The organism is Nitrospira sp. (assembly GCA_005116745.1).
GTDB lineage: Bacteria > Nitrospirota > Nitrospiria > Nitrospirales > Nitrospiraceae > Nitrospira_D.
The window spans coordinates 103,917-129,837 of the sequence record SWDS01000001.1; the positions used below are offsets into that span (position 1 = coordinate 103,917).

The following is a 25,921-nucleotide window of genomic DNA, read 5'->3' on the forward strand; positions in this document are numbered from 1 at the left end:
GCAAGTCATGCGAACGCGAAAAACAATAACTAGTAAAGCCAAAGGTCGAGTCGTCTCCAAGACAAGACGAGCCGAGAAACCCATCGAATTGCCGGATGGCATGTGGGAACGGATTTCGCAGAAAGCGTACGAACTGTGGGAACAGCGCGGACGTCAAGATGGCAACGCGTTTCGAGATTGGCTCGACGCGGAAGTAATCGTCATGGAAGAAATACATGAATCCCGCGAGTGAACAAGCAACGGGATTCTGGGCTCCACGGCCTGCGGCTCTGGATGCGATTCTCGCGCGGCTCGAATCGCTGTCGCTCAAGCCGGAATTCGCCCTGCAGCGAGAGATGGCGCTGGCGCGGGCGTTGAGACTCTACCTGGGGGGCACTGTGGGCAGACTCGTCGCACCGCTCACTCAAGAAACCGAACTCGCCAACCTGTTTCTTCTCTGTGATTTCTATCCTGAAGACGGGCAATTGACGCTGATCGAACAGTTACGGGATGTGATCACCGAACACATCCCCAATGAAGAACGGCAGTGGCTCGATCCCTTGAAACATTCCTATTTCGATGTGCTGGAACTGACTTCCTTGCCGAAGCCAGGGGAAGATCTCACTGTGCGGTCGCTCGGAGATCGAACCACATTGCTGGTTCCCGGCCATGAATCCCTCAAGGATCTTGCGGCAGGCCGGGTGTTACTGACCCGCCTCGTTGGCACTCCGGATGGTGGCAAATCAGGCAAGGCAGTGTGGGCCGGCTGCGGAATCGTCTTGTCCCAGGCTGATGCTAACGCGCTGCTCGAGAGGACTGCGGAATGGCGCAGAGAAATGGAGCTGACCACCGGATCCTTTGCATTAGGGGAGTGGAGGGAGTTTACCAAGCGTTTCGGGTATATGCTGCTCTGGGCGTTCGCGCAACTCCGCACGGACGCGTTGGTGGATGCCGTCGGCCATATTCGCTATCGCCGTCCCGATGGCCAGCCCTATCTCTATACTGTGGCTCTGTACGATCACCATGAGTATCGGTTCTTTGTCGATGGATTGTCCGAGATGAGCGAGCTTAAGCCGGAGCAGACGGCGCCTCAGGGTAGAAGGCAAGGCCAGACCGACGAGATTCCTCCGGCTCGCACATGGGTGCAGCGGGACGGGGGCAGCGGGACTGACTCTATTGTCGCGAGGGTGACGCTGACGTCGTCCCAGCTCATCGTGGAATGCGACAGCCCAGCGAGACTTGACCAGATCAAGCATCGACTCGCGGCCTCGTTTGGATTTTCACTGCATTTCAGAGGTGAGACGCTCGTACCGCCTGCGTGGCAATTATCGATAGCCGAGCTCATGTCCGATGAACCGCCGCCGTTGGTCGTGGCATCGGAAGAGGACTATACGCTGCTCAAGCAGTTTCTGGAAAAAGCCTACTTGGAGTGGTCGGATCAGCCCCACCTCGAACTCGGCGGGCACACGCCGCGACATGCCGCCGCATCTGCCGCTATGCGTGGCAAGGTCGGTACCCTTATCGATGAAATGGCCCAGCATGATCCAGGCCGTTGGCGATGTGGCCGACCGGCGTTCGATTACAATCGTCTTCGCGCCCATGTGGGCTTGGACGAACTGCCAGAGTAATTCGAGCCCCACCGCTTACCTCTTGATGAGATGGAGTATACTGCCAGCCCACAGATGATGAAGAAATCAGAGGAGGGCTGATGGGAAATTCTCTAGGGAGGGATCGATGACAGGGCAACGTCCGATAGTCGGTATATTAGTCGGTGGTGGGCCGGCTCCCGGGATCAATAGTGTGATCAGCGCCGCCACGATCCACAGTATTCTCGGAGGCTCGGATGTGCTCGGGCTTATCGATGGGTTCAAATGGCTCATGGAAGGGACGACAGGACAGGTCAGGCCGCTTTCGATTGAGGATGTCAGTCGGATTCATTTCCACGGCGGGTCCTATTTGGGTACGTCACGCGCAAACCCGACAAAAACAAAGGAACATCTCGATAACGTGTTGTCCTCCTTGTCGAGGCTGGGTGTGACGCGATTGATTACGATCGGCGGGGATGACACTGCGTTTTCAGCGATGAAGCTGGAGGAACGGGCAGGAGGACAGCTGCAAGTCATCCACGTTCCCAAGACGATCGACAATGATCTGAGTCTTCCATACGGGGTTCCAACGTTCGGGTTTCAAACAGCGCGGCATGGCGGGGTCGAAATCGTGAGGAGTCTGATGGTTGATGCCCGTACCACGACACGCTGGTATTTAGTGGTGACCATGGGGCGCAAGGCCGGCCATCTTGCATTGGGCATTGGGAAAGCCGCCGGGGCTACGCTGACGATTATTCCGGAGGAGTTTCGGGAACGTCCGGTGAAACTTCAACGGATCATCGATCTCTTGATCGGGGCTATCGTGAAGCGGTTAGCCCACGGTCGATCCGATGGGGTCGCGGTGCTGGCCGAAGGACTGATTGAAATCATCGATCCTTGCGATCTTGGTGGGTTAGAACATGTTGAACGAGACGAACATGGCCACTTGAGAATGAGCGAGATTGATGTGGGGGAAGTCTTGCGGCGTGAACTCACGAAGCAGCTGCGCTCACTGGGCCTTCCTACAACACTGGTGGCGAAGGATGTCGGGTATGAACTTCGTTGCGCTGATCCGATTCCTTACGATATTGAGTATACCCGAGATCTTGGCTACTGTGCCGCCCAATATCTATTTGAAGACGGGACATCGGCCATGGTCTCGATTCAGAGTGGCCGGTTCACCCCGATTCCATTCAAGCAGATGGTGGATCCCTCCACCGGACGGACCAAAGTGAGGATGGTGGATATCGATTCCCAGTCCTACAAGATCGCCCGGCAATACATGATTCGGCTCACGGAGGCCGATGTGAACAATCAGGACGCGCTGGGCCGTTATGCTGCCTTGGTTGGCCTGTCTCCTGAAGCGTTCCGAGAACGGTTCGAGCCAGTCCTTTGAACAACATAGATACATCTCGTCGAACAAAAGGATATCCGACATGAAGATTCTTGCGACAGTTGATGGGTCGAAACATGGCAAGTGGGCGATCGAGTGGTTAGCGGAGATGCCGTTCGCGGTGCAGCCGGTCGTTCGTGTGCTGCATATCATCGATGTGGCGAGCGTTCGGGCTCCCTTTATGACCCAGCCGGCGATCGTCGGGACCGGACGGTACATTCAGTCCGAAGTCAAGCGGATGGAGGCAGTGGCCAAATCCACTAAGAAAGAGTCGGAGGGTTTGTTGTCAACGCTTGGCTTGAGCGGGACCGTGACGACCGACCAGGGCGCGGTGGCAGCGACGATCATGAAGCATGCGCAGCGTGGGGTCGGACTTCTGTCGATCGGGTCCCGAGGCTTGGATGCCTTAGACCGCTTTATGCTGGGCAGCATCTCGAATCATGCTATTCACCATGCACCTTGTTCTGTACTGGTGGTGAAAGAGAGTCCTCGGCCTGTACGGCATCTGGTTTTAGCAATTGATGGTTCGTCAGCCTCAGATAAGGCGGTTAAGTTCCTGATTCGCAACGTCAACCCGACACCCGATGGTCTGGATCGTGAACCAGTCGTGGTGACCGTGATACATGCCGTGCCCTATTTTAAGTATCCAGAAGTAAAAGAAGCCGGGAAAGCGCTGGTCCAGCGCTATGGTGCTAAGCTCTCGAAATCAGGCTTCCAGATCCGTGAAGTCTTGAGGCTGGGGAAGCCGGCAGACGAGATTCTGACAGTGGCCAAACAGGAGAAGGCGGATCTGATTGTGACCGGAGCAAAGGGGCTGGGCGCAATCCGCCGAGTGCTGCTTGGCAGCGTCTCTACCCGCGTGGTGCAGCATGCCCACTGTGGAGTGCTCGTGGTCCGCTGAAGATCAAAAGTAGGGGGTGGCTCATGGCTGGAGGAACAGGCTTGACGGAAAGGAAGAAGGCGCCATAGACTGACACCCTCTCGGATCAACAAGAGAGGGAACCGTATGATCGCATTAATGCAGATTGACCAAGAGTCGCTCCCTGATCGTTTAGTGACGGGGCTTTCCAAAATTGGGCTGGCGATGAAGAGCCGTGCCTGGAGACGAAAGGGACGGGCAGGGATTGGTCCCTTGCAAATCCAAGTGCTGACGTTTCTCCGATCTCGACCGACTCATTCGGCTACCGTTTCAACGATTGCCCGAGAACTCTCCGTGAAACTGCCGACTGCTTCTGAAGTCATCCGAACACTTGAGGGGAAGCGATTGGTCCGACGGCGCCGTCGTGAAATCGACAACCGTGTCGTGACGGTTCACCTCACCTCCCTCGGGGCGAAGGCAGGCCATGTGGAAAACCGATGGCCGGAGATTCTGGCGTCCGCGACTGAGAATTTGTCGGTGCAAGAGCAGGTCGCGCTTCTGAGTTCGCTCGTGAAGCTGATTCGTGGGCTTCAACTGCAAGGAGAAATTCCTGTTGCGCGCATGTGCATCTCCTGTGAGTATTTCCGTCCGCATGCCTATGCGGAATCGGATCAGCCTCATCACTGTGATTTCTACCATGTGGCATTTGGAGATCAGGCAATTCGCCTTGATTGTCCCGAGTACGTGGAAGCCCCAGCGGAAGATCCGAGCAAGAAAGCCGCTTCTGACAAAGCTGAGACTATGGCCCAAGGCCTAGCTGCTAGGTGACGATCTATCATGGAGCAGCTTCTGTAACGGCTGTTCTGTTCGGCTGAGGTAGAGTGCTCCGTCCGCCTCGACCTGTCTCATTAAGTCTTCCAACGCTCCCTGTAACGCGGTTTCGATGGGGTTACGGTCTGACGCCGTGACCCATCGCACCGACGATCCCGTTGCAGTGTGTTCAGCACGATAGGACTTCATAACTCCGGCAGCTTCGCTCATCTCTGCTTGTAGCACGATTCGATAATGATAGAGGCTGCTGCGGGAGGTCAGCGTCAATTTCGTGGCCACGCGAAGCGTCAGGTCGGCTGGGTCAGGCGAGACCGACGTGAAGGTGCCTCGTTGTTGCAGGTATTGCAAGACCGCCTGTCTCAGGTCGAGATGCCGCCATTCCAGCAAGGCGATGCCTGGCCGATGGTCCGCACCTTCCATCGCAATCGGGCTGACAACGGCCTGAAGCGTTCGAGGGATCGTGATGGACGGCAGGCTGGTGGGGAGAGGCGTCACCTGAATCCGATGGACGCATCCCACCCCTGTGAGAGAGAGGGCTAGCAGGAGCATTGTGAACCGTCTTGAGTGGGTCATTGGCAATCAGTGGAAGGCGGCTCGACCCTCCCCACAGTGTTGTGATCTGCGCGATTAGTGAGTCGAGCTGGGAGAGGGCCCTGACAGGATCTCCAAGTCGTTCAACGCTCGAGTAGCCTGTTCTCGGTAGGTACGCTCCGTCTGGTTCGTGTAGGTATCGACCACACGTTGATAGGATGCACGGGCTTTCTCCGGTTGCTGCTTGATCGCAAAATATTGTCCTAACGCGATCCAGTTCTGAGCCGCCGTTCCGCGAGCCGTTTTCATGAGTGCGAACTCCCGTTCGACCTGCGATGTTCCCTGCAGCTGGCCTTGCTTCCTGACGGTGTCCGCCATCTGATCGGCCATGGCTTCGATCTGCTCATTTTCGTGAACCGCTGCGGCCACTCGATTGGCCTTGAGGTGCGTATAGAAGTTCTCGACGTGGTCCTTGATGACATCCGCTCGCCGCTGATACGGGTCTGCGGCACAACCAGACATGATCAACACGACCAAGGCGATGACACCTGCCGTTCGGTAGAAGACATGGCGACCGGAGATCTTCATATGGCTCCTCGGTGGATAAGAGTCCTCGTATATTCTCCTGTGGGAGTGTAACATACCCCCGTGCGAATACTAACTGTACCGGATGGCACGAAGCCCCTTGAACCGCTGACGACGGCTGCGCTATCTTAGTCGCCGGTTTACTCGCGACGATAATCTCGGTGGGGCTAAGGATGGGCCTTCGAACAACGAGGAGGATGATATGGGAAATAGCTTAAAAGGGACCAAGAGTCACGACAATCTGAAACATGCGTTTGCCGGTGAATCACAGGCCAACCGCCGGTATCTGTATTTCGCGAGGAGGGCAGATATTGAAGGCTATCCAGACGTCGGTGGGCTCTTCCGGGACACCTCGGAGGCTGAAACCGGCCATGCCTTTGGTCACCTGGACTTTTTGAAAGAGGTTGGAGATCCGGCGACGGGTGTGCCGATGGGCAACACGGACGCGAACCTCAAGTCCGCCATTGAGGGCGAAACGTACGAATATACACAGATGTATCCCGGGATGGCGAAGACCGCGCGCGACGAAGGATTTCCTGAGTTGGCGGAATGGTTTGAGACCTTGGCGAAAGCCGAACGGTCCCATGCCAATCGGTTTCAAAAGGGATTGGATACTCTGAAGAGCTAACACGCACGTATCGGCTCACGTTCAGCGGTCAGTTTTCGGCGACGTGACGGGAATCCGTCGGCGAAGGCTGGCCGCTGATCGTTTTTGGAGAGAGGAATGAAAGGTCTCAGTCTCCTTGCCCCGATCGACTCCACGCAGTTGGAGAAGGAAACGCTCCGGATCTACGAGGTCTGTGACGGCTGTCGGCGCTGCTTCAATCTTTGTCCCTCGTTCAACACGCTCTTAGATCGGATTGATGTGTGCGAGAGTGACGTGGCTAAGCTGACCCCGGCTGATCATCATCAAGTCGTCGACGAATGCTATTACTGCAAGCTCTGTTTCAACCATTGTCCCTATACTCCGCCTCATCACTATGCGATCGACTTCCCGCACTTGATGATCGCCTGGAAAAAGCGTCTTGCGGCGGAGCGCGGTGTTCGGTGGCGAGATCGCCTGTTGATCATGACGGATGCGATTGGAAGACTTGGCAGCGCCACCGCCTCGCTCACGAACAGGTTGTTGGGCAACAGGTTTGTGCGCCGCATTCTGGAGCGGGTCATGGGGATTCATCGGGACCGTCAGCTGTTGCACTTCTCTCAAGAGACATTTCCACGCTGGTTCGGCCGTCGAACCAAAACGGCCATCGCTGATCCACCCGTCCGCAAGGTCGCCCTCTTTGCCAGTTGCCTCGTGAACTTTCAGGCGACCGATGTCGGCAAGGCGACAGTGCAAGTGCTGGAGAAGAACGGCGTCCAGGTGGTGGTTCCAGAGCAGCGCTGTTGCGGGATGCCCAGTTTCGATATTGGGGATACCCAGGCGATTCAACAGGCTGCTCGAAGCAACGTTGCGTCATTGTATCCGTTGGTCGCCGAAGGGTACGATGTGGTGGTTCCGACCGCCAGTTGCAGCTTGATGTTGAAACGCGAATACCCGGAACTCGCTCGCGATGAGAAGACGAAACGGGTCGCGGAGCGGACTTTCGATGTCTGTGAATATCTGATGGCCATGAAAAAAACAGGCCAGTTGGCAACCGATTTCACGCAGAAGCCAGGGCGAGTCGCCTATCAGATTCCCTGCCACCTGAGGGATCAAAATATTGGGTTTAAATCCAGAGAACTCATGGAGTGTGCCGGTGCTCAAGTCGAGGTGATCGAACAGTGTTCGGGGCATGACGGCGCCTGGTCGGCGAAGACGGAGTTTTTCCAACTTTCGATGAAGATTGCCGGGAAGGCCATACGAGCGATCGAGCAGACACCAGCGGACCTTGTCGCGTCGGACTGTCCCCTGGCTGGCTTACAGTTGGATCAGGCCGGCGCGTCGGCCCATGCCCGAGGACGGAGCACTCTGCATCCGATTCAGATTGTCCGTGATGCCTATGGGTTGCCACGACAACCATGAGGCTGGAGTCAGCTTCACGCTGGACGAATCACGAGAGAGGGGACAATCAATGAAAGCCATCGCTCCAGAAGATATTATTCCGCATCAGGAGTACGAGCGGCAGCGTGAGGCCTTTCGCGCGAAGATCATTGCGCTGAAGCAGCGTCGGCGCATGTCGGTTGGCCCCTGTATGACGATGGTATTCGAGAATCATGACACGGTGCAGTTTCAAATTCAGGAGATGATCCGCGTCGAGCGGATTTTCGATCCGGTCAAGGTTCAGGATGAACTGGATGTGTACAATGCCCTTCTCCCGGCTCCGGGCGAGTTGAGCGCGACCCTGTTGATCGAGATCACCCAGGACGCGATGATCAAGGAACGGCTCGATCAGTTCATGGGGCTCGATCATGGAGAAAAAGTAGCCATTGTCGCTGGAGGCGAGGAAGTATTCGGCGAATTTGAAGGTGGCCGGAGCCATGAGACGAAAATCAGCGCGGTCCATTTTGTGAAGTTTCGACCGACTGCCTCCATGACCAAGACCTTTGCAGACCTCAGCCAACCTGTGACGATCCGTGTCGACCATGGCGACTATCGAGAAGAGGCGCCTGTGTCCGGCACGATGCGCGAAGAGTGGCTTGCCGATGTAAGAGGCGGTGCGTAGCACCGAGAAACCATGCCCCCTGTCTTGTTGACCAAGCGCATCGAATTTTCCGCCGCCCATCGCTATGGCCGGCCGGAATGGGATGACGTGAAGAATCGCACGGTATTTGGGCGCTGCTACAATCCTCCTGCGCACGGACACAACTACTTGATTGAACTCACCGTCTCCGGCGACATCGATCCCACGACCGGCATGGTCGTCAATCTGTTCGATCTCAAACGAGTGCTCCTGGACGTGATCGAAGAGTTTGATCACAAGAACCTGAATCTCGACATGCCCTACTTCAAAAATCAGATTCCGACCTCCGAAAATTTTGCACACGTGTTGTGGACGAAGTTAGCGGCTCAACGGGATATCGGTGCCCTCCATACCCTTCGACTCTGTGAGGATGAAGATCTCTATGCCGAGGTCACCGCAGCCGACGGGCTGGACGCCGCCGCGGTCGCAAAACGATATTCGTTTAACGCGATCCACGAGAGCCATCAGGGGCGAGATTGGGACTGCTACGTGACGGTTCACGGGACGATCGATCCGGTGACGGGCATGGTGACTGACATCGGAGCGTTGGACCGACTGGTACAGGATCGGGTCATCACGCCGTTTGATCGGCAGGATCTCCGCCAGGTGCTTGGCTCTGAAACGGTGAAGGGAGAGGCTCTTGCCAAGGCCATCTGGGACCGTCTCGCCGGGCATCTCTCAAGTGGAACGCTCCACAATATTCGCCTGGTGTCGTCCCGCGATCTGGCGTACGAAGTCTCCGCCTAGCGTTTTGCAGAAAATCCTGACTGGACAGATGGCCTTGCTAAACCGCTATCCAGGGACGGACCTACATTCGGTAGATTGTCACAATTGACACCGCAAGGTGTATCGAATCAGATTCAATACTGTATCTTTTTAGCTCGCTCGTATGTCTGCACCGATCTTCACCTAGGGACGGTCTGATTAATTCAAAGCTCCAGGTCTCGATCATCCAGATTCCCACTGTTTTGAACACCGACCGAATGAAATAGTGAATTAATCAGAGCTTCCCTAGGATAGGGTTCTCTGTTCTACCCGCTCACTGAAAGAGTTTTTGCTAAGTTGATACAGATTAAGAGGAATTGAAGTCAATGGCACATCCATTGCTTCTATTCCTTATATTGCCAGGCTCAACCCAGAGGAATTCAGATGTTCAAGTTCGCTCTCATTGTGTCGTCGCTTACGATACTGACCTTGCCAGGGTGTTTTGCCAAGGTTCAGACTCTGCCGGCCCATCCTCAATCCGAGACGTCTGTTTTTGGGTCGATTGAGGAGTCCTCCACGCTTGTGGGCATCGCTCTGTCTGGAGGAGGTAGTCGAGCCGCCACATTTGCTGCCGGGGCGCTCGAAGCACTCGCCAGCTATCCCGTCAAACAAGAAGAGAAAACCGTGAGTCTCTTAGAAACCATCACACATATGTCGAGTGTCTCGGGCGGAAGCCTCGCGACGGCCTATTATGCAATGAAGAAACCAGGGAAGTCGGAGCCGGTGCTGCAAGGTGCTTCGCTCTCTTCATCCTACAAGACCTTCTTTTCAGACTTTCAGCGAGACATGCAGATGAATTTCCAAGGCCGGGCACTGGCTCGCCAGCTTCTCTTCTTCCGGGCGCTGAACCCGGCAAAGTTAGCCTACTCTTTTGCTGAGGTCTGGGACAGCCACTTTTTCAACGGGCAGACCTTCTCCGTGCTGTATGAACGGGAGCAACGCGGCGACGCACCCCGAGTCATTCTCAACGGCACGATCTATAACACGGGCCGCCGTCTCGCGCTGACGACGCTCGGGCCGCAGGATTTCAAGTACGATTTCGTGGAGCATCTGAAGGACAGCTTCGCCCAACGCAACGTGGAGATGAGTAAGACCGGGAAGGAAGAATTTACTCGAAGTATTGAGACAGCCAGAAAACAATTTATGCCGATCACGTTTGAAGGAATAGGGAGTGACCATCACACGGTTCCGATTTCTCTCGCGGTGGCTTCTTCCGCGTCGTTCCCGCCCATCGTTGGACCGGTGACATATCAGACCGAAGGAACGGGTCGCTATACTCACGTCGGCGATGGTGGACTATTTGATAACCTCGGAACGGAATCGCTCACCACCCTGTTCTTGAGCAAGATTCCCAAAGACGCGACGACTGCCAAACGAGGACTGATCGTAGTCATCGATGCATCGTTTCCTTTCTCTTCGGGGGAGCAGGTCCTGAATCACAACACCAAAGGTTTTCAAGTATTTCGAAAAGATCCGGCACGGATCGTCGGAATCATGGAAGCTCGTGCCAATGCGTACCAAACGATACTGTGGCAAAGCCTGCGCAGTCAGGATGTGGTATTGCCCGACTATGATCATCTGAGAATCGTCATTCTTCGCCACAGCGATGCCAGATGGGAACGTGGCTATGAAGATCTCCCCGACGTCTGTCGGAGCGAGTTCGCTCCGTCCGTGAGTGCACAGGAGATCCAGGCCGCCGTCGACCGAATTCCCACCCAATTCAAGATTGAGAGCGATTGTGACGGAGCGCTCCTTGTTGCCGCCGGACATCAAGTCGTGGCCCAACAGCGTGAACTTCTGGATCGCTTCTTCTACGGGGTGAAACACCGGACTGCCACGATGCCATGATGTCTAAGCTCGGCACGTCTCATCCTATCCGCCTCTCCAGCGTATTGGCGGAGGAGTTTGTCGGTCTCCATGGGCCCTTGCCCGACGGGCTTTTCCCCGAAGGCCCAGAGGCTCCATACGATGACGCATTGGAGCACAGCAGGTTGCGTGCGTTGTATGGGCACATTCATTCCCAGGCCACTCAACGTTCGGCCCTCTGTTTTTCCGGTGGCGGCATCCGAAGCGCAACGTTCAACCTCGGTGTGATCCAGGCGCTTGCCAAGCTCAATCTCCTGGACAAACTTGATTATCTCTCAACAGTGTCAGGCGGAGGGTATATTGGGGCGTGGCTCACCGCTTGGATTCATCGGTCAAAAAGATCTGGTGGGTCTGGCATTACCGACGTACAGAACATCCTCAATGGAACAGCCTCCAATTTGCATCCGGGCCTAGAACCAAGTGCCCTGACATGGCTGCGGGACTTCAGCAACTATCTCACGCCGACCATCGGACTGTTTTCAGCAGATTCCTGGACGATGTACGGCATCGCCCTGCGCAATCTCCTCTTGAACTGGCTCGTGCTGATCCCGCTGATTGTGGCAAGCTTCATGATTCCCCGCCTACAGATTGCCGTGATCAGGCATTCTCCAGAATTCCTCTCACCAAGTCTGCTGATGTGGGTGGGCTTGGTCTTGGCTATTCCATCATTGATGTATCTTCACCTCTACCGTCCGAGCCTGAAACGCTTTCGAGGTAAGGATCGGCCGGTGTCTGCTGCCGCCGGTTTCGCAGACTCCTCGCCAGATTTTGGAGGCCAAGGCTGGTTTATTGGGTTTTCGCTGGTGCCCCTCGTTGTCGCGGCCTATTGTCTGACGACGGCCTGGGCTTGGTATTGCAATGTGCCTGGGCGGCTGTCGGAAATCAGGTTCCTTGGTTGGACAACCAGAGAGACGTTTGCCGCAACGGGTGCCGGCATTCATCTGGCGAGCTGGGGATTCGCCGTGCTGTGGACGTTTTGGGTTGCTGTCATTCGTGGGAAAGGCAATGACTTCCTGAGGTCTGCCGGATGGAAAGCGCTTGAGGGAGTGCTTGTCGCCGTGTCCGGGGCAATCGGAGGATTTGTCCTTTGGGCCATTCTTGCTCAGACTCCCCCTGAATCGATCCCCGTGCGATTTATTCCTCTCAATCCTGCCAGTCTGTTGGTAAAGGACTACGCTGAATGGTATGCCGCTTTCGCAGTTCCAGGTTTTTTGGGGTTGTTCCTTCTCGTTGCCACCCTATTCATTGGGCTCGCAGGTCGATTTACCAGCGATCAAGAGCATGAGTTTTGGGGACGCACGGGCTCGTGGATGCTCAATGCCGGCGTCACTATTGGAGTTGTGGGAGCCATCATCATCTTCGGCCCGGGATGGATGGCCACAGTGGGTGCCTGGACATCGGCGTCCATCGGAGGAGCGGCAGGTATTCTGTCTCTGGTCGGTGGCTTTAGTGCCAAAACATTGTTAGCCCCATCGGACAAAAAAGATCGCGCGTCATGGATGGCTGAATACGGCGTGAAGGTGGCCACACCCCTGTTTGTGATTCTCCTTATTGTAGGCCTCGCATTAGGAACGAGCGTGCTTGTCAAAGGCTGGTCAGGTTTCCTGGGTGCTCAGACCGAGGGCTGGACGGAAACGGGCCTGCTCATGCCGGAACCCTACAACACACCGTGGATCCACTCACTGGCTCTCCACAATGCCAAAGTTTTTCACCTACTGGGCTTGTGGGGGTTGCTATGGATCATCGGCTTGATCATGGGCTGGTGCATCAACGTGAATAAGTTTTCGTTGCATGGCTTCTATCGAAACCGCCTGATCCGTGCCTATCTCGGAGCAACTCGATCATTGACCGAGGGGGACGTGCGCCGACCTAATCCGCTGACGGGGTTTGACCCAAAAGATAATATCTCCATGGCCGAACTTGCGGGTTATGATTTTGATTCCCCTGAGCGAAACTCGACGGTTGTTCAGCGCCCGTTCCACATCGTGAATATTGCCCTTAACCTCGTTCGTTCAGAGCGACTGGCGTGGCAACAACGGAAGGCGCAATCCTTCACGGTCTCTCCTCTGCATTGCGGGAGTTGGCAAGACCTCGGGTATCGACGCTCCCACGAGTACGGTTACAATTCAAGCGTCAACCGTGCCATTAGTCTGGGTACGGCCATGGCCACGTCCGGTGCAGCTGCCAGTCCCAATATGGGATATCATTCCTCTCCAGCGGTGACCTTTCTGTTAGCCTTGTTCAACGTTCGCCTCGGGTGGTGGCTTGGTAATCCTGGCCAAGCTGGAAGCAAACCCATACTCGGAAGGCTCGGGAAGTGGTTCAATTGGTGGCCCACCTACAACCGAGCGCATCCTGTGTTCACCATTGCTCCCCTCGTCAAGGAACTCTTCGGTCTGACCGATGGGAGGCAGTCCTATGTGTATCTTTCTGATGGGGGCCATTTTGAAAATCTCGGACTCTACGAGATGGTGTTGAGACGATGTCGGACTATTGTCGTCGTTGACGCTGGTTGTGACTCTCAGATGTCCTTTCAGGATTTAGGAAACGCAATCCGCAAGATCCGGATTGATCAAAGGGTGGATATCGAACTCGATGTCGAGATGTTGAAACAACCAAGTGGATTAGGGCTGTCTGGCTGGCACCATGCCATCGGCTCTATCCGCTATGACAAAGTCGACGACGGCGCACCTGTCGGGACACTCCTTTATCTGAAGCCTTCGCTGACAGGCGATGAGCCTGTCGATATCCAGAACTATGCTGCTCATCACCCCGCATTCCCTCATGAGCCCACCTCCGACCAGTTTTTCGACGAATCGCAGTTTGAGTCGTACCGTCATTTGGGCGAACACATCGCGACGGAGGTGCTGCGCTTCGGTCTTCTCAACGGAGGCTCACTGCCGAGTGAGTTATCTCTTAACGATGTCATCGGTCGGCTCGAACAACATTGGGTCCCGGTTCCTCCGGGAGTACAGGATTCGTTTCTGCGTGAAACTCAGGCCCTGCTGGACCTCGAAAAACAACTGTGGACGGACCCCGGTTTGGCACGTTACGACATCGAAACCTATCCGGAAATCATCTCGGTCTTTGGCGTTGACCCAGGGAAGGTCGATCCCCTTGATGCACGGGCGAGCCTGCACGTCTGTTACTCGCAGATCCAGCTCATGGAAAACGTCTTCCTCGGTGCCCGACTGAGAGAACACCATGGCCATCCCATGAATCGGGGATGGATGAATCTATTTCGACGGTGGGCAAACGCTGACACATTTCGGCAGTGGTGGCCGGTCCTCCGAGGCACATTTAGCCGAGCCTTTGTGGAGTTTGCCGAGCGCCATCTCCATCTCCCGACCCATACTGATCTGGCCTACGAACAGCGTGAGTTCCCTATAGCGGGGATCCAATTCTTGCGAGACCAATTGGATCGAGAATGGATAATTGACCCTTCGCTTCCACAGCAATTTGAGGCAGCCCTTCACCGACCATTACTGATTCCCTTGCCAACAGATAGAAAAGGACCAGCGATATGGCTCGCCTGGATGCCGGGGGTTGTCGGCTCCACTACCGTGGCCTTACCGTTTCCGGACGGCGAACTAATTGGCGTGGTTGCCCTCTCATTACGAGCGGCGCGAGTGTGGCAGGTACATGGGTGGGTCAAGGTCGGATATCGTGATGTCGGGATCGGACACCATCTATTTGAGCGAGCGCTCTTCGACATTCAGCGCAGCGTGAACCTTGCCGGAGAAGCGAGTGTGACTCTGGTGGCTGACCTGGGTCCAGGTGATGCCTCTGGCTCCGATGAGCACGACCGCCAGATGGAATATATACGGTTCTACGAGAGGATAGGATTTCGGCGCGCCCATACGAATCAACATAGCCCCCCGCGCCATTTACTGAGCCGCATCGTGACAAGGAATTGAACCTCAGCGCATCCAAGCTACTCGACCGGCGAACCGCTCATTGCAGTAGCATAGTAGATTGTGGAAGTGCCATGTGCACTAGAAAACCGCTTTAAGAAGTGACTCTGCTTGTGCTCCGCCTCGCTAGTGTTGATTCATCCAGCCATGTTGAACAGACATCTCCGTTTGTGAGGAACGAAGAGTGCGGCGGGCTCTCAGTTTATCGGCATTGTGTGGGCGCTGATGTCTCTGGTCAGCGTGTTTGCGTGTAGTCAGAGAAATTGGAAGGGCGGCCTCTTATGGCTGCTAGTCGGCGTGGGATTTATCGAGCCCGTGGCTTGTTGATATGGACATGCTGTCGTCGAATTTGTTGCTCTGATGCCTTGACGGGTACACCAAGACGGCTGTGACTAATGTCTTGCCTTGTGGTGGGACTCGCCTCTTGATGCGGCTCCGTTCTTGGCGTTGAGCGGGGTAAAGCGGGCGGCATAGGCCTGCTGTTCCGGCAACCTGAGGAAGACCAGAATTCCGGTATCCGGATAAATCATAAATGTTCCGCTCCCCTTCAGCTGGTTGTCACCAGACGGTTCCAGTTCAATCTGGATCGTGGCCTTCTCAAACCCGTGCTGGATCGTGGCCTTAGCTTTCGCTCCATCGGACGGGATGCCCGTGTCAGAATGATCGGTCACATACAGCAGCAGCTCTCCGTCCTTGGCAACCAACTCAAGATGATAAGGGCCTGCAGCAAGCGATTGCCCGCCGTGAAGGGCCTTCACGGGTTCTGTGTGTTTCGCTGTGTGGGCCCAGACCGGCGCCGCTCCGAGCAGCGTCGCACATAGGGTTAAATATCCTAGGAGATATTTCATGATCGGTACTCCAGAATGGCAGCTCCGTATCTCTCAAGAGTGAGTGGTGGACGTCGGCCATCAATGCTTCGGTGAGTGGTGATGGTGATGTGGGCCGGCATCATCCGCGTGGGACGGGGATTTTTCAGCCTGTTCGCTCTTGGGTTTCAACGGTGTGAAGCGGGCGGCATAGCCGTCGTGGTTCGGCAGCTTCATGAAGACGACAACCACGGTATTGGGGGTCAACGAAAAGGTGCCAGAACCACGGAGCATATTGTTCCCCACCGGGTGCATGTTCACCTGCGTCCTGGTTGACCCGTTCTCGATGTTGGCTTTGGCTAAACCGCCGTCGACACTGATGGGGTTGTCGGCGTGGTCCGTGACGTAGACCGTCAGGTCGCCATCCTTCGCGATCAGCTCCATATGAAATGGACCGGTCATGCGCAACTGCCCGCCATGGGGTGCCTGGACAGATTCAAAATATTCGTCGGTATGGGCACCAGCCGAGAGGGACAGGGACAGGGACAGGGTCATGCCAAATACCACACCAGCAATCGTCTTGTTCATGCTCTGCTCGCCTCCTCACTCATCGATCACTCAGTGCTGCCTGATCCAGCGGATGTGGAAGTGTCTCCGGGTTCACTGACTCACAACGCAGCAGCGGACCTACTTGAGCAAATGGTCTGAAATCAGTGCGGCGAGTTCGGCCGACTCGACGACTCCTTCGCGTGTTAGTAATAATTTACCATGTGCGAAGAAATGAGTGGTGGGGTATGTTTCAAACGTGTGGGTCTTCTTGATCTCACGACAGCGGCCCGGCACATGCATCTTGGCCTTCCCGATTTTGATCTCAGGAAATTTGGCAGCGGTCGCTTCAAGAATGGGATCGTAAGTCTTGCAGGGCTCGCAGGTGGCAAGGCCGTACGCAACGACCGCACCGGCGCTGTCGGTGAATTCTTTGTAGTTGGCGTCGCTGACGTCGAGAACAGTACCAGTCATAAGTTACCTAAAGTTGAAAGTCTGAAAGTCAGGAAGCCAAACCGTGACGACTTTCCAACTTTCAGACTTTCTAGCTATAGAATTAGTTCAGCTTGGACAGCGCGTCGAGGATGTCCTTGTCTTCGCGTGCCGTCTTGATCTCCTGCACCTTCGCGTAGGCGACCTTGCCGTTCTTATCGATGATCACCGTCGCGCGCTTCGAGCAGTTCAACGGTTCAAAATACAGGCCATACGACTTTGCGGTCGTCCGGTGGACGTCCGACAACAAGCGGTGCTTCAGGTCCAGCGAATCCGCCCAGGCTTTGTGGGAGAAAAAGCTGTCGCAGCTGATGCCAAACAATTCTGCATTGGCGGACTGGAACTTGGGGAAGTCATCGGTCAGGCACTTGTTTTCACCCTGGCACACAGGGCTCCAATCTAATGGATAGAAGCAGAGCACGACGTTCTTCTTGCCTTTGTACTCGCTCAACGTCACGTCCTTTTGGTCCTGATCCTTGAGATTGAAGTCCGGTGCTGTATCGCCCACCTTAATTTCTGATGCTACATCGCTCATTGCAAACCTCCTTATTAGGACATCTATATTTGGGTGATCGCTATACTGAGGCCTCGGATTGGCAGGACCCCACATGAACCATAAACTTTGTAACCTGTGCTTTAAAGGGATGTCAACAGCCCGCTAGGCCTAGCATTGGGTGTGAATGGATAACATGTTGAGTTATCGACGGACTTACGCGTGTTGAAGTTCTCGGAATCCCAGCATCCGTCCGGCAGGCGCCGTGGTGCGGTAGTTCCTGACGTGAAGAGTACGGCCGAGCAGAGGAAGGTCGAGCGCTGTTCCAACTTTTGGAGAATGCCCCAGCCGTAGCAATTCACCAGCCGACTCAGTCAACAGGTCTTTTGCCGCGCTGTCGGAAAGTCCTTTCGCCGTAAACATTTCAACTTCGTCCAACCCAAATTTGCTGAGTCCGAGTGAGTAGGACCACACCCGGTCCGGGTGAGTGGTGTCGTCATGGACGATGGACACATGGTCATCCAGAAGAAAACTCCCGAGTGTACGAGGCTGCCAGTCCGAGGGATTGGCGTACGCTTGCCGAATGACGTCATAGGCCGTGCCTTGCGATAAGAGGGTCAGACAACGGGCCAATCGTGTGGCCAGGAGGACGGCATCGGGCATATCACGAGGGGAGGTGACGGACGGTGCAACGGCACCCATGAGGTCATGTTCCCAGGTTAATTGTTTCATCACGTCAGCCACATGACTCATCGGAAGTGGCAGTACCACATGGGCAGACCAAGGACCGTGAGTCGCCTGCCAGGATTCTGGCGAGCCCTCTTCATGACGGATAGCCAAGGGGACGCCATATTCCCGCTCATACAGTGTCTTGACCTCCTCACTGGCTGGGGCAGTGCCGCGATAGCCGATGAAGTAGAGAGGGGGGCGTGTGGCAGAAGGCTTAGGAGACTTTTTCCGAATCCTCATATGGGTACCTGTGACAATTACTTTCCAGACTTCTTCGCTTTGCGGCGGTCATCCGGATTCAACAGTCGCTTACGTAGACGGAGGTGCTGTGGCGTCACCTCGACCAGCTCATCGCCCCCAATGTATTCCAACGCGAATTCCAGCGTCATTTCGCGCGGAGGGGTGAGCACCAAGGCTTCATCAGTACCGGACGCCCGCATGTTCGAGAGATGTTTTTCCTTGCACACGTTCACATCGAGATCTTCATCCCGACTGTTTTGGCCGATGACCATCCCCCGGTACACTTCGACTCCAGGGCCAATGAACATGGCGCCCCGCTCCTGGGTCATGAAGATGGCATAGCCGGTACTCGCCCCGTCCTCGTATGCGACAAGCGAGCCATGCGGGGTCACGAGGAGGTCCCGTTCTTCCGCCGGTTCATAGGCTGCGAAGACATGGTGCAGAATGACGGTCCCTCGGGTCTTGGCCAACAGAAGGTTTTTAAGCCCCATGATGCCGCGTGTCGGAATGTGGTATTCCAAATGCATCTCACTGGTACCGACATCAGAGTGAATCAGCCGCATGTGCCGCATTTCACCTCGGCGTTTCCCGAGTTCTTCGATCACGGTTCCCTGATAGGTCTCTGGCACCTGGATGGTCAGCTCCTCGTACGGCTCCATGACTGTGCCGCCTTCGCGATGGACAATGACCTCCGGTTGGGAGACTTGCAGCTCGTACCCTTCCCGTCGCATCTGCTCGATTAAGACGGAGAGGTGAAGTTCCCCTCGTCCCGCCACAAGAAAGCGATCGGCGCTGTCTGTCTCATTGACGCGGAGCGACACGTTGGTCTCCAGTTCCTTGAACAGGCGCTCACGCAGATGGCGTGACGTGAGGAACTTGCCTTCGCGTCCGGCGAATGGACTGTTGTTGACGGAGAAGGTCATTTGGACGGTCGGCTCATCGATCGAGACCCGAGGGAGGGCGATGGGACGGTCGGCGTCGGCGATGGTATCCCCGATGCTCACATCATCAAGCCCCGCGACCGCGACGATTTCTCCGGCCGCGGCCTGTTCCATGTCGGCCCGGTCCAGTCCAGAATAGACGGCGAGGTCGGAAACTTTGCCAGCAACTTGTGCGCCGTCCTTGCCGAGCAACATGACGGTTTGCCGCCGAGTAATGGAGCCGGACTGGATCTTGCCGATCCCCATCTTGCCTTTGTAGGGATCTTGCACCAGAGCCAGCACGAGCATTTGGAGCGGAGCATCGACAGTAATGGCGGGGGCAGGGATCTTCTCTAGCACGGTATTGAGCAACGGCTGGATATCCGTTCCTGGTTTGTTGACATCCAGCGTGGCGATTCCTTTAATGGCCGACGTGTAGACGATCGGGAAATCAAGTTGCTCGTCGGTGGCACCAAGATGAACGAACAGGTCGAAGGTGCGGTTGACGACGTCGTCGATGACCGCATCTGGCCGGTCGATCTTATTGATGACGACAATGGCTTTGTGTCCCAGCGCCAAGGCTTTCCGCAACACAAAGGTTGTTTGCGGCATAGGCCCTTCCTTCGCGTCGATCAAAATCAACACCCCGTCCACCATCCGGAGTGTGCGTTCCACTTCACCGCCGAAATCGGCATGGCCCGGCGTATCGACGATGTTGATTTTCACCCCGTTGTAGATGACGCTGGCGTTTTTGGCCCGGATTGTGATTCCACGCTCCCGTTCCTGGTCCATCGAGTCCATGATGCGTTCGCCCATATCATCAATCTTGCGATGGACGTGAGTTTGGCGGAGCACGGCATCGACCAAGGTCGTTTTGCCGTGATCGACGTGGGCGATGATGGCGATATTCCGAATATCGCTTCGACGGTCTTGAGGGGCGCGTACGATGGACATGGTGACGGTGCTTCCTTGATGACAAAAAAAGACGCCTCGGTAGTGAGGCGCAAACTCAGCAGTATACTCGAACTGCATTCTCCTGCACAAGCTAGGGTCGAGAAATAATATGGAGGGGAGTTTCAGAGGCAGGGAACGCTGGAAAACCACGGGGAGGTCTTCGTGATGCCATGGAGCCGGCTTTTCGCGTCACCGTGTGGTCGAAGGGTATGGAGCAGGATGGCTGTGCGTGCTGATCAGACCTGTTTGAGTTGCGGCGCTTGTTGATCGGTTGGTCTTGGCAAAAATAGCTCCACCGCCTTCATAAGGCGTTCCTGCGAGAAGGGTTTCTTCAAATATTCTGTGGCTCCAAGGGTCGTCGCTTCGGTTATCGTTTTCTCGCGGTTGTCCGCACTGAGGATGATCACGGGAATCCACTGCCATTCCGGCGTCGTTCGAATGGCGCGTAAGACCTCCAGTCCTGACAGGGAGGGTAGAGAAATGTCGAGCAGGACCAAGTCCGGCGGCTCGGTTGTTTCCGTCAGACGTTTCGCGTTCCACCCGTCAGGAGCATGCCGGACGGTATAGCCATTCCGTTCAAGGATGAACCGGACCAAGCAGGCGGTGTCGTCGTGATCCTCAACCATCAGCACGGTCGGTCCAGAAGAGGTCCTAGCTTTATCCATTCGGTCTCCTTAAAGGGGATTCATTGAACCGTAGGAGCCAGTTCGATGACGGCGCGCATCTTCTGTAGAGACAGGTCTCTTCTTTTCCTCACGTATGCACGGAACCTACGGGAATGGGTCACGCGGCTCGTTTCCTTCTCTGGTTGCTCTGATGGCGACGGCGCACCGAAGCCTGGTGTGTTGGAGGCGCCGCGCTGCTCGGGTGGGTGACGATCTGGTCTTGCGGTGGCGTGGCAGGCAAAAGTCGTTTCACCGCCTGCAGCAGAGCAGTTGACCCCTTCTGCTTCGTCACATAAGCAGTGGCTCCTTCGCGCAGGGCTTGCTGAATATCCGGCTCGTAGTTATCGGCGCTGAGCATAATAATTGGCGTGTGTTGCCAGTCAGGATGACGGTGGATGATCCTCAGTAGCTCGAATCCGCTCACATAGGGGATCACCATGTCCAACAAGACGAGCGAGGGTGGGCGTATGGTGTCGATCAGGGTACGGGCCTGGCGTCCATCGCCTGCATGGAGTACCGAAAACCCTTCTCGCTCCAAGAGGCGCTTCAACAGCTCAGCGGTATCCTGTTCATCTTCCACAACCAGCACTGTGGTGTTCATGGGCTCGCTCTTTCTGCTCCAAGGACCCTACTCGTAGACCACCTTGACCCGGTCCAAATATGAACCCAGCGCAGGGAGATCACGTTCTATCGTCGAGGCGTCTCCCGTCTTTGCCGCTTGTTCGATGCTGGCGGCGATCTCAGTGATCCGGTCGAAGCCGTAACTTCCTCCGGCCCCTTTTATGCCGTGTGCTACTTTTCGGACCGTGTCAAAATCCTTGGCGGTCAGAGCCTCCTGCATCACGACCACTTCTTTCTTGCGGTTGGTCATGAATTTCGGCACAAGCGGCTCGAAAGAGGCATCGACGTGCACAAGCTCTTCGTCTTCAGCGACTGCCCCTTCGGGCTGCGTGTGTTCCATTGGTCAGTCTCCGATCGATCCGGTATCGGTCGTTTTCTAAGGATACTTGACAGGGATGTTTAGAGTAGGGCCTCCGCACAAGCCTTCGGCAGCAATCGAACGTTGACGCAAGGATTGGGGCCTGTGCCATCCTGGGATAGTGCAACAAACTCATTGAGGAAGCTGGGATCATTGCGGTCGGGCTGGCGTCCTGTGAGATTGGTCAACAGATCGGAGCAAGGTTTCCCGTCTGAACGGCTTCAGCACATAACCCTGAACGGTGAGGGACAACACCTTGCGGATCTGTTGCTCATCAGACACGGCGGTCAGCATAATCACCGGTACGTTCTGCCAGTCGGGTGTGGCCCGGATCGTCTCCAGAATCGTGATGCCGTCGACGTCCGGCAATTGAATATCCAGCAAGACGAGTGAAGGGGGTGGCATCAAGGCGATCTTATCCAGCGCTTCAGAGCCAGTCGCAGCGTGCAAGACCTCATATCCTTTCCCTTCCATGATCAGCTTCACGAGACTTGCCGTATCTGGTTCGTCTTCGACAAGCAGTAGGGGCGGTTTGTTTCCTGAGGGCCGGTCGACCATGGGGAAGTCCTTGTCCTAGGCCGCCCGTTCGGCCAGGGCGTTCGCATAGTGGGTGATTGCCGCGAGGAGGGTCTTCTTCTTGATTGGTTTTGTTAGATGGGCCGTGCAGCCTGCGCCCAGACTCTTTTCCGATTCTTCCTTGAATGCATTCGCGGTGAGGGCCACGATCGGCGTCGGTCTGCGCTGTTGTTCGCGCTCCCATTGGCGCATGACCATCGTCGCCTGGAGACCGTCCATGACCGGCATCTGCATGTCCATCAACACCAAATCGTAGGTGCCGGTCTGGAACTTCTGGAGGGCCACTGCCCCGTTTTCCGCCATATCCAATTGATACGAGGTCTCTCTCAGAAAAAGGGCGATCACATCGCGATTATCTTCTAGGTCTTCTACCAATAGAATGCGACAGGACGGCAGCGTGGACCGCTCCGGCACTGCCTCCGGTTGTTGCCAAGACGGTCCGGGCATCGCTGAGTTTAATGCGGTAGCCAGTGATTCCATCAGGCGCCGCCGACTGAGCGGCTTGTAGAGGTAGCTTGTGATCCCCAATGACCTGGCTTGGCGGGTGTCGTCGCGCTGAAGGTCCGAGACATGCATAACTAGAGGCAGTGTCGCAAACTCTTGTCGGTCACGGATGGCCTCTGCGAGTTCCAGCCCATTCATGCCGGGCATATGGTAGTCCACAATTGCCAGATGGAAGGGTTCGCCACGTTGGTGGGCGTCATGCAGTGCCGTCAGCGCCAAGAGTCCATTGGGAACTTCACGACAGTGAGCATCCAGGCGTACTAAGTGTTCCCGGACGATCATGCGATTCATGTCGTTGTCATCCACAATAAGGATGCGGTGATCCCGCAGTGTGGTCAAAGTCTGAATGGGGCGGACCTCTGGTGCATCGGTCGCAGGCACACGGAGGACAAAGGAGAACGTACTGCCCTCTCCTTCCGTGCTAGAGACATCGATTGTGCTCCCCATCAAGGTGATCATCCGCTTACAGATACTCAACCCAAGGCCGGTACCTCCGTATTTTCTCGTCGTCGAGGAATCAACTTGAGAAAAATCTTCGAAGATCGTCTGCAGCCTATTCGTCGGAATTCCGATGCCGGTGTCTCGGACCGAAAAGCGCACGGCGGTCGGGTCATTCGGGTCATTGCCGGGGTCGATGCGCAGCACCACCTCGCCCCGCTCTGTAAATTTGATGGCGTTCCCGACCAGATTGACGAGGATTTGCCGTAAACGGGTGGGATCGCCCAAGACATACTGGGGCACGTTGGAGTGGACGAAGCACATGAGCTCGATGTTCTTCCTGATAGTTCGGGAGGCCAGCAGCTCCACTGTCCGCTCGGCGAGGTCATGGAGATCGAGAGGGATCGATTCCAATTCAAAATGACCTGCCTCGATCCGTGAAATGTCCAGAACGTCGTTGAGTAAGTCCAGAAGGCTCGTGGCGGCTCGGGAGAATCGCAACACATATTCCTGCTGATCTCTCGAAAGCGTCGTTTCTTGCAGCAGATCAGCCATGCCGATAATCGCATTCATCGGTGTCCGAATTTCATGGCTCATCGTTGCCAGAAACTCGCTCTTCGCCCGCGTCGCTGCGAGGACGGTTTGGTTCGCTTCCAGCAGCTTGATATTCTTCGATGCCAATTCTTGCGCGATCACTTTCAACTTCTCTTCGGCCTGCTTGCGGGCGGTGATGTCATAGTTGATCCCAATCATCCGAACTGCCTTGCCCCCTTCGTCTTTGAGGACGATCGCGGAGGCTTTGATATGGCGGACAGCCCGGTCTGGAAGCACCACACGATATTCGGTGTCGAATTGATGTCGTCCCTCGATGGTTGCTTGGAGGGCGGCTTCAGCATGCGATTTATCCTCGGGATGTAAGCGGCTGTTCCAGGCTTCATGGGCGGCAGGAAAGTCCTCAATCGTGTACCCGTAGAGGTGGTACATCTGTGCGTCCCAGACCATTTTATTTTCGGGAATGTAGAAGTCCCATACACCGATGCCACCAGATTTCGTGGCCAGCTCCAGCCGCTGGATGGTGTCGTACAGGATCTGCTCAAGAGCCTTTTGCTCGGTTATATCCTGAACGGTGCCGGTCATGCGTGTCGGGCGGCCCTCGGGATCGCGTGTCACGGTCCCGCGACACAAAATGTGCCGCAGTTCTCCGTGCGTGCGAATAATCCTGCAGATCATCTCATAGGGGTGATTCTGTTCGAGCGCGTCTTCAACGGCCTTGAACACCTTGGCTCGGTCCTCGGGATGGATCGCCTCGCGGAAGGTGTCGTGCGTGGGCGTGATCGCTCGCGGCGCATAGCCGAAGATTCGAAATTGTTCATCTGACCAGATCTCGGCACCCGTTGTAATGTCCCATTCCCAACTGCCGACATGGGCGATGGCCTGAGCTTGAGCCAGGCGTTCCCGATGAGTTTCCAGCTGACGCTGCACGGTGACACGCGTTGTCACATCCCGGCAGGTGCACATGAGCCAGTGAGCGGGATCCTGTCCCTCTTGCGAGAGGACGAGGGAGATTTCGGCACAGATCTCCCGGCCTGATTTGGTGAGGCCTTGCACCTCGCCGGACCACTGTCCGACATGTAGTAGGATCGGAAAATACTGCTGTTCGATCTTGGCAACCCACTCTGGCGCGTACAAGGTTTTCCAGGAGCAGCCGATCAACTCCTCTGGCTTGTACCCGTAGATGGTGGCATGTGCTGGGTTCATGTAGGTGAAGCGGCCTTCCTTGTCCAGGAACGCCAAGCCCTCCAACCCGTGATCGAGCGCCCGAATGATGTCGGCTTTTGACCGTTCGCTCTTTTGGTGCACTGCAAGGCTACATTCGAGTTCGTGCTGACGCCTCCGTAGCTCAAGTTGAGTGACGACTTGCCGGCTTAAAATACGGAGCGCGTTCATTTGATCGCTCGTCAACTGTTTGGGTGCTCGATCGATCACGCAGAGGGTGCCCAGTGCGTAGCCGGCGGGAGTGACGAGGGGCATGCCGGCATAGAATCGAATGTTCGGGTCAGTGGCGACGAGAGGGTTGCCGGCAAATCGTCTGTCTTGGGTGGCATCCGGTACCACGAACAGATCGTTGCCATGGATGGCGTGGGCACAGAACGCGATGTCGCGCGGGGTTTCCTGGGCATCAATGCCCACCTTGGCTTTGAACCACTGGCGGTGGGCATCGATGAGGCTGACCAGCGCAATCGGTGTTCCGCAGATCTGAGCAGCCAGCGCCGTTAAGTCATTGAACGCTGTCTCCGGTGGTGTGTCGAGGACGTGGTATTGGTGTAAGTCGCGCAGACGGGACGCTTCGTTCTCAGGCAACGGTGCACTTTGCATTGCTCGCTCTTTCGTCGCTTACCCGGAAAGATCCAACGTGCTAATCCACTCGAACTTGGTCTTCGATGTGCCGTGATGGTGTGCAGGCACCTGTACCGATGCCAGCGAGTTCGTGTGTCGGAGGTTTCCTCCGCCACTATATGTCTGAAGTAATCGGTACTTGAGGTGGAAACCTTGAGGAAAAAGCAGAACCTGGGAGACGCCGGAGGGCTGCGCGCGGTCGGCATCTTG

Annotated in this window: 24 protein-coding genes; 11 read left to right on the plus strand and 13 right to left on the minus strand. The window is 55.8% G+C overall.

Annotated elements, in window-relative coordinates:
• Nucleotides 1-7 precede the first annotated feature (7 nt).
• From E8D52_00530 to E8D52_00550, 5 genes are all read left to right on the plus strand, one after another.
• Entirely contained in the window at nucleotides 8-232 is a 225-nt protein-coding gene (locus E8D52_00530; protein ID TKB70616.1) for a DUF2934 domain-containing protein, read from the plus strand.
• Nucleotides 216-1,607, plus strand: coding sequence for a hypothetical protein (locus E8D52_00535; protein TKB70617.1), 1,392 nt, complete (start codon nucleotides 216-218; stop codon nucleotides 1,605-1,607). The genes E8D52_00530 and E8D52_00535 overlap by 17 nt, the downstream gene beginning before the upstream one ends.
• 106 nt (nucleotides 1,608-1,713) lie before the next feature.
• On the plus strand, nucleotides 1,714-2,961 hold the full coding sequence (locus E8D52_00540; protein TKB70618.1) for a 6-phosphofructokinase: 1,248 nt from the start codon (nucleotides 1,714-1,716) through the stop codon (nucleotides 2,959-2,961).
• Entirely contained in the window at nucleotides 2,900-3,859 is a 960-nt protein-coding gene (locus E8D52_00545) for a universal stress protein (protein ID TKB70619.1), read from the plus strand. The genes E8D52_00540 and E8D52_00545 overlap by 62 nt, the downstream gene beginning before the upstream one ends.
• Before the next feature lie 105 nt (nucleotides 3,860-3,964).
• Nucleotides 3,965-4,645, plus strand: a complete 681-nt coding sequence (locus tag E8D52_00550) for a winged helix-turn-helix transcriptional regulator (protein TKB70620.1) — start codon at nucleotides 3,965-3,967, stop codon at nucleotides 4,643-4,645.
• Here the strand turns inward: E8D52_00550 and E8D52_00555 are convergent.
• A complete protein-coding gene (locus tag E8D52_00555) occupies nucleotides 4,631-5,197 on the minus strand; it encodes a hypothetical protein (GenBank protein TKB70621.1) in 567 nt (188 codons plus the stop codon). The genes E8D52_00550 and E8D52_00555 overlap by 15 nt on opposite strands.
• A gap of 78 nt (nucleotides 5,198-5,275) precedes the next feature.
• On the minus strand, nucleotides 5,276-5,767 hold the full coding sequence (locus E8D52_00560) for a hypothetical protein (GenBank protein ID TKB70622.1): 492 nt from the start codon (nucleotides 5,765-5,767) through the stop codon (nucleotides 5,276-5,278).
• Between the two features lie 199 nt (nucleotides 5,768-5,966).
• Here E8D52_00560 and E8D52_00565 point away from each other — a divergent pair, with 199 nt between their 5' ends.
• From E8D52_00565 to E8D52_00590, 6 genes are all read left to right on the plus strand, one after another.
• Nucleotides 5,967-6,392, plus strand: coding sequence for a rubrerythrin (locus tag E8D52_00565; GenBank protein ID TKB70623.1), 426 nt, complete (start codon nucleotides 5,967-5,969; stop codon nucleotides 6,390-6,392).
• Nucleotides 6,393-6,488: 96 nt separating this feature from the next.
• On the plus strand, nucleotides 6,489-7,769 hold the full coding sequence (locus E8D52_00570; protein TKB70624.1) for a Fe-S oxidoreductase: 1,281 nt from the start codon (nucleotides 6,489-6,491) through the stop codon (nucleotides 7,767-7,769).
• The gene (locus E8D52_00575) at nucleotides 7,696-8,409 is read left to right on the plus strand and encodes a DUF3501 family protein (GenBank protein TKB70625.1); all 714 of its coding nucleotides are present in this window, start codon (nucleotides 7,696-7,698) and stop codon (nucleotides 8,407-8,409) included. Before E8D52_00570 ends, E8D52_00575 begins: the two co-directional genes overlap by 74 nt.
• A 12-nt stretch (nucleotides 8,410-8,421) precedes the next feature.
• On the plus strand, nucleotides 8,422-9,174 hold the full coding sequence (locus E8D52_00580) for a hypothetical protein (protein ID TKB70626.1): 753 nt from the start codon (nucleotides 8,422-8,424) through the stop codon (nucleotides 9,172-9,174).
• A 402-nt stretch (nucleotides 9,175-9,576) separates the two neighbouring features.
• Nucleotides 9,577-11,040, plus strand: coding sequence for a patatin-like phospholipase family protein (locus E8D52_00585; GenBank protein ID TKB70627.1), 1,464 nt, complete (start codon nucleotides 9,577-9,579; stop codon nucleotides 11,038-11,040).
• Nucleotides 11,040-14,975, plus strand: coding sequence for a hypothetical protein (locus E8D52_00590; protein TKB70919.1), 3,936 nt, complete (start codon nucleotides 11,040-11,042; stop codon nucleotides 14,973-14,975). The genes E8D52_00585 and E8D52_00590 overlap by 1 nt, the downstream gene beginning before the upstream one ends.
• Nucleotides 14,976-15,364: 389 nt before the next feature.
• Here E8D52_00590 and E8D52_00595 read toward each other — a convergent pair whose 3' ends face one another.
• From E8D52_00595 to E8D52_00645, 11 genes are all read right to left on the minus strand, one after another.
• Nucleotides 15,365-15,820 carry a hypothetical protein gene (locus tag E8D52_00595; GenBank protein TKB70628.1) on the minus strand — a complete coding sequence of 152 codons (456 nt, stop codon included), beginning with the start codon at nucleotides 15,818-15,820 and terminating at the stop codon, nucleotides 15,365-15,367.
• Nucleotides 15,821-15,880: 60 nt separating this feature from the next.
• Complete coding sequence (locus tag E8D52_00600; protein ID TKB70629.1) at nucleotides 15,881-16,366, minus strand: hypothetical protein; 486 nt, start codon at nucleotides 16,364-16,366, stop codon at nucleotides 15,881-15,883.
• A gap of 99 nt (nucleotides 16,367-16,465) precedes the next feature.
• Nucleotides 16,466-16,798: a thioredoxin family protein gene (locus E8D52_00605; protein ID TKB70630.1), complete on the minus strand. Its 333-nt coding sequence runs from the start codon at nucleotides 16,796-16,798 to the stop codon at nucleotides 16,466-16,468.
• An 82-nt stretch (nucleotides 16,799-16,880) separates the two neighbouring features.
• The gene (locus E8D52_00610) at nucleotides 16,881-17,351 is read right to left on the minus strand and encodes a peroxiredoxin (protein ID TKB70631.1); all 471 of its coding nucleotides are present in this window, start codon (nucleotides 17,349-17,351) and stop codon (nucleotides 16,881-16,883) included.
• Nucleotides 17,352-17,525: 174 nt separating this feature from the next.
• On the minus strand, nucleotides 17,526-18,278 hold the full coding sequence (locus E8D52_00615) for a hypothetical protein (GenBank protein ID TKB70632.1): 753 nt from the start codon (nucleotides 18,276-18,278) through the stop codon (nucleotides 17,526-17,528).
• Between the two features lie 17 nt (nucleotides 18,279-18,295).
• Nucleotides 18,296-20,152 (minus strand): translational GTPase TypA, encoded by a 1,857-nt coding sequence (gene typA, locus E8D52_00620; GenBank protein TKB70633.1) that lies wholly within the window; start codon nucleotides 20,150-20,152, stop codon nucleotides 18,296-18,298.
• Nucleotides 20,153-20,388: 236 nt separating this feature from the next.
• Entirely contained in the window at nucleotides 20,389-20,817 is a 429-nt protein-coding gene (locus tag E8D52_00625) for a response regulator (protein ID TKB70634.1), read from the minus strand.
• 118 nt (nucleotides 20,818-20,935) lie between these two features.
• Nucleotides 20,936-21,418 carry a response regulator gene (locus tag E8D52_00630; GenBank protein ID TKB70635.1) on the minus strand — a complete coding sequence of 161 codons (483 nt, stop codon included), beginning with the start codon at nucleotides 21,416-21,418 and terminating at the stop codon, nucleotides 20,936-20,938.
• 27 nt (nucleotides 21,419-21,445) lie between these two features.
• Nucleotides 21,446-21,778 carry an Hpt domain-containing protein gene (locus E8D52_00635; protein TKB70636.1) on the minus strand — a complete coding sequence of 111 codons (333 nt, stop codon included), beginning with the start codon at nucleotides 21,776-21,778 and terminating at the stop codon, nucleotides 21,446-21,448.
• Between the two features lie 168 nt (nucleotides 21,779-21,946).
• Nucleotides 21,947-22,354 carry a response regulator gene (locus E8D52_00640; GenBank protein TKB70637.1) on the minus strand — a complete coding sequence of 136 codons (408 nt, stop codon included), beginning with the start codon at nucleotides 22,352-22,354 and terminating at the stop codon, nucleotides 21,947-21,949.
• Between the two features lie 15 nt (nucleotides 22,355-22,369).
• Nucleotides 22,370-25,690 carry a response regulator gene (locus tag E8D52_00645; GenBank protein ID TKB70638.1) on the minus strand — a complete coding sequence of 1,107 codons (3,321 nt, stop codon included), beginning with the start codon at nucleotides 25,688-25,690 and terminating at the stop codon, nucleotides 22,370-22,372.
• Between the last annotated feature and the right edge of the window lie 231 nt (nucleotides 25,691-25,921).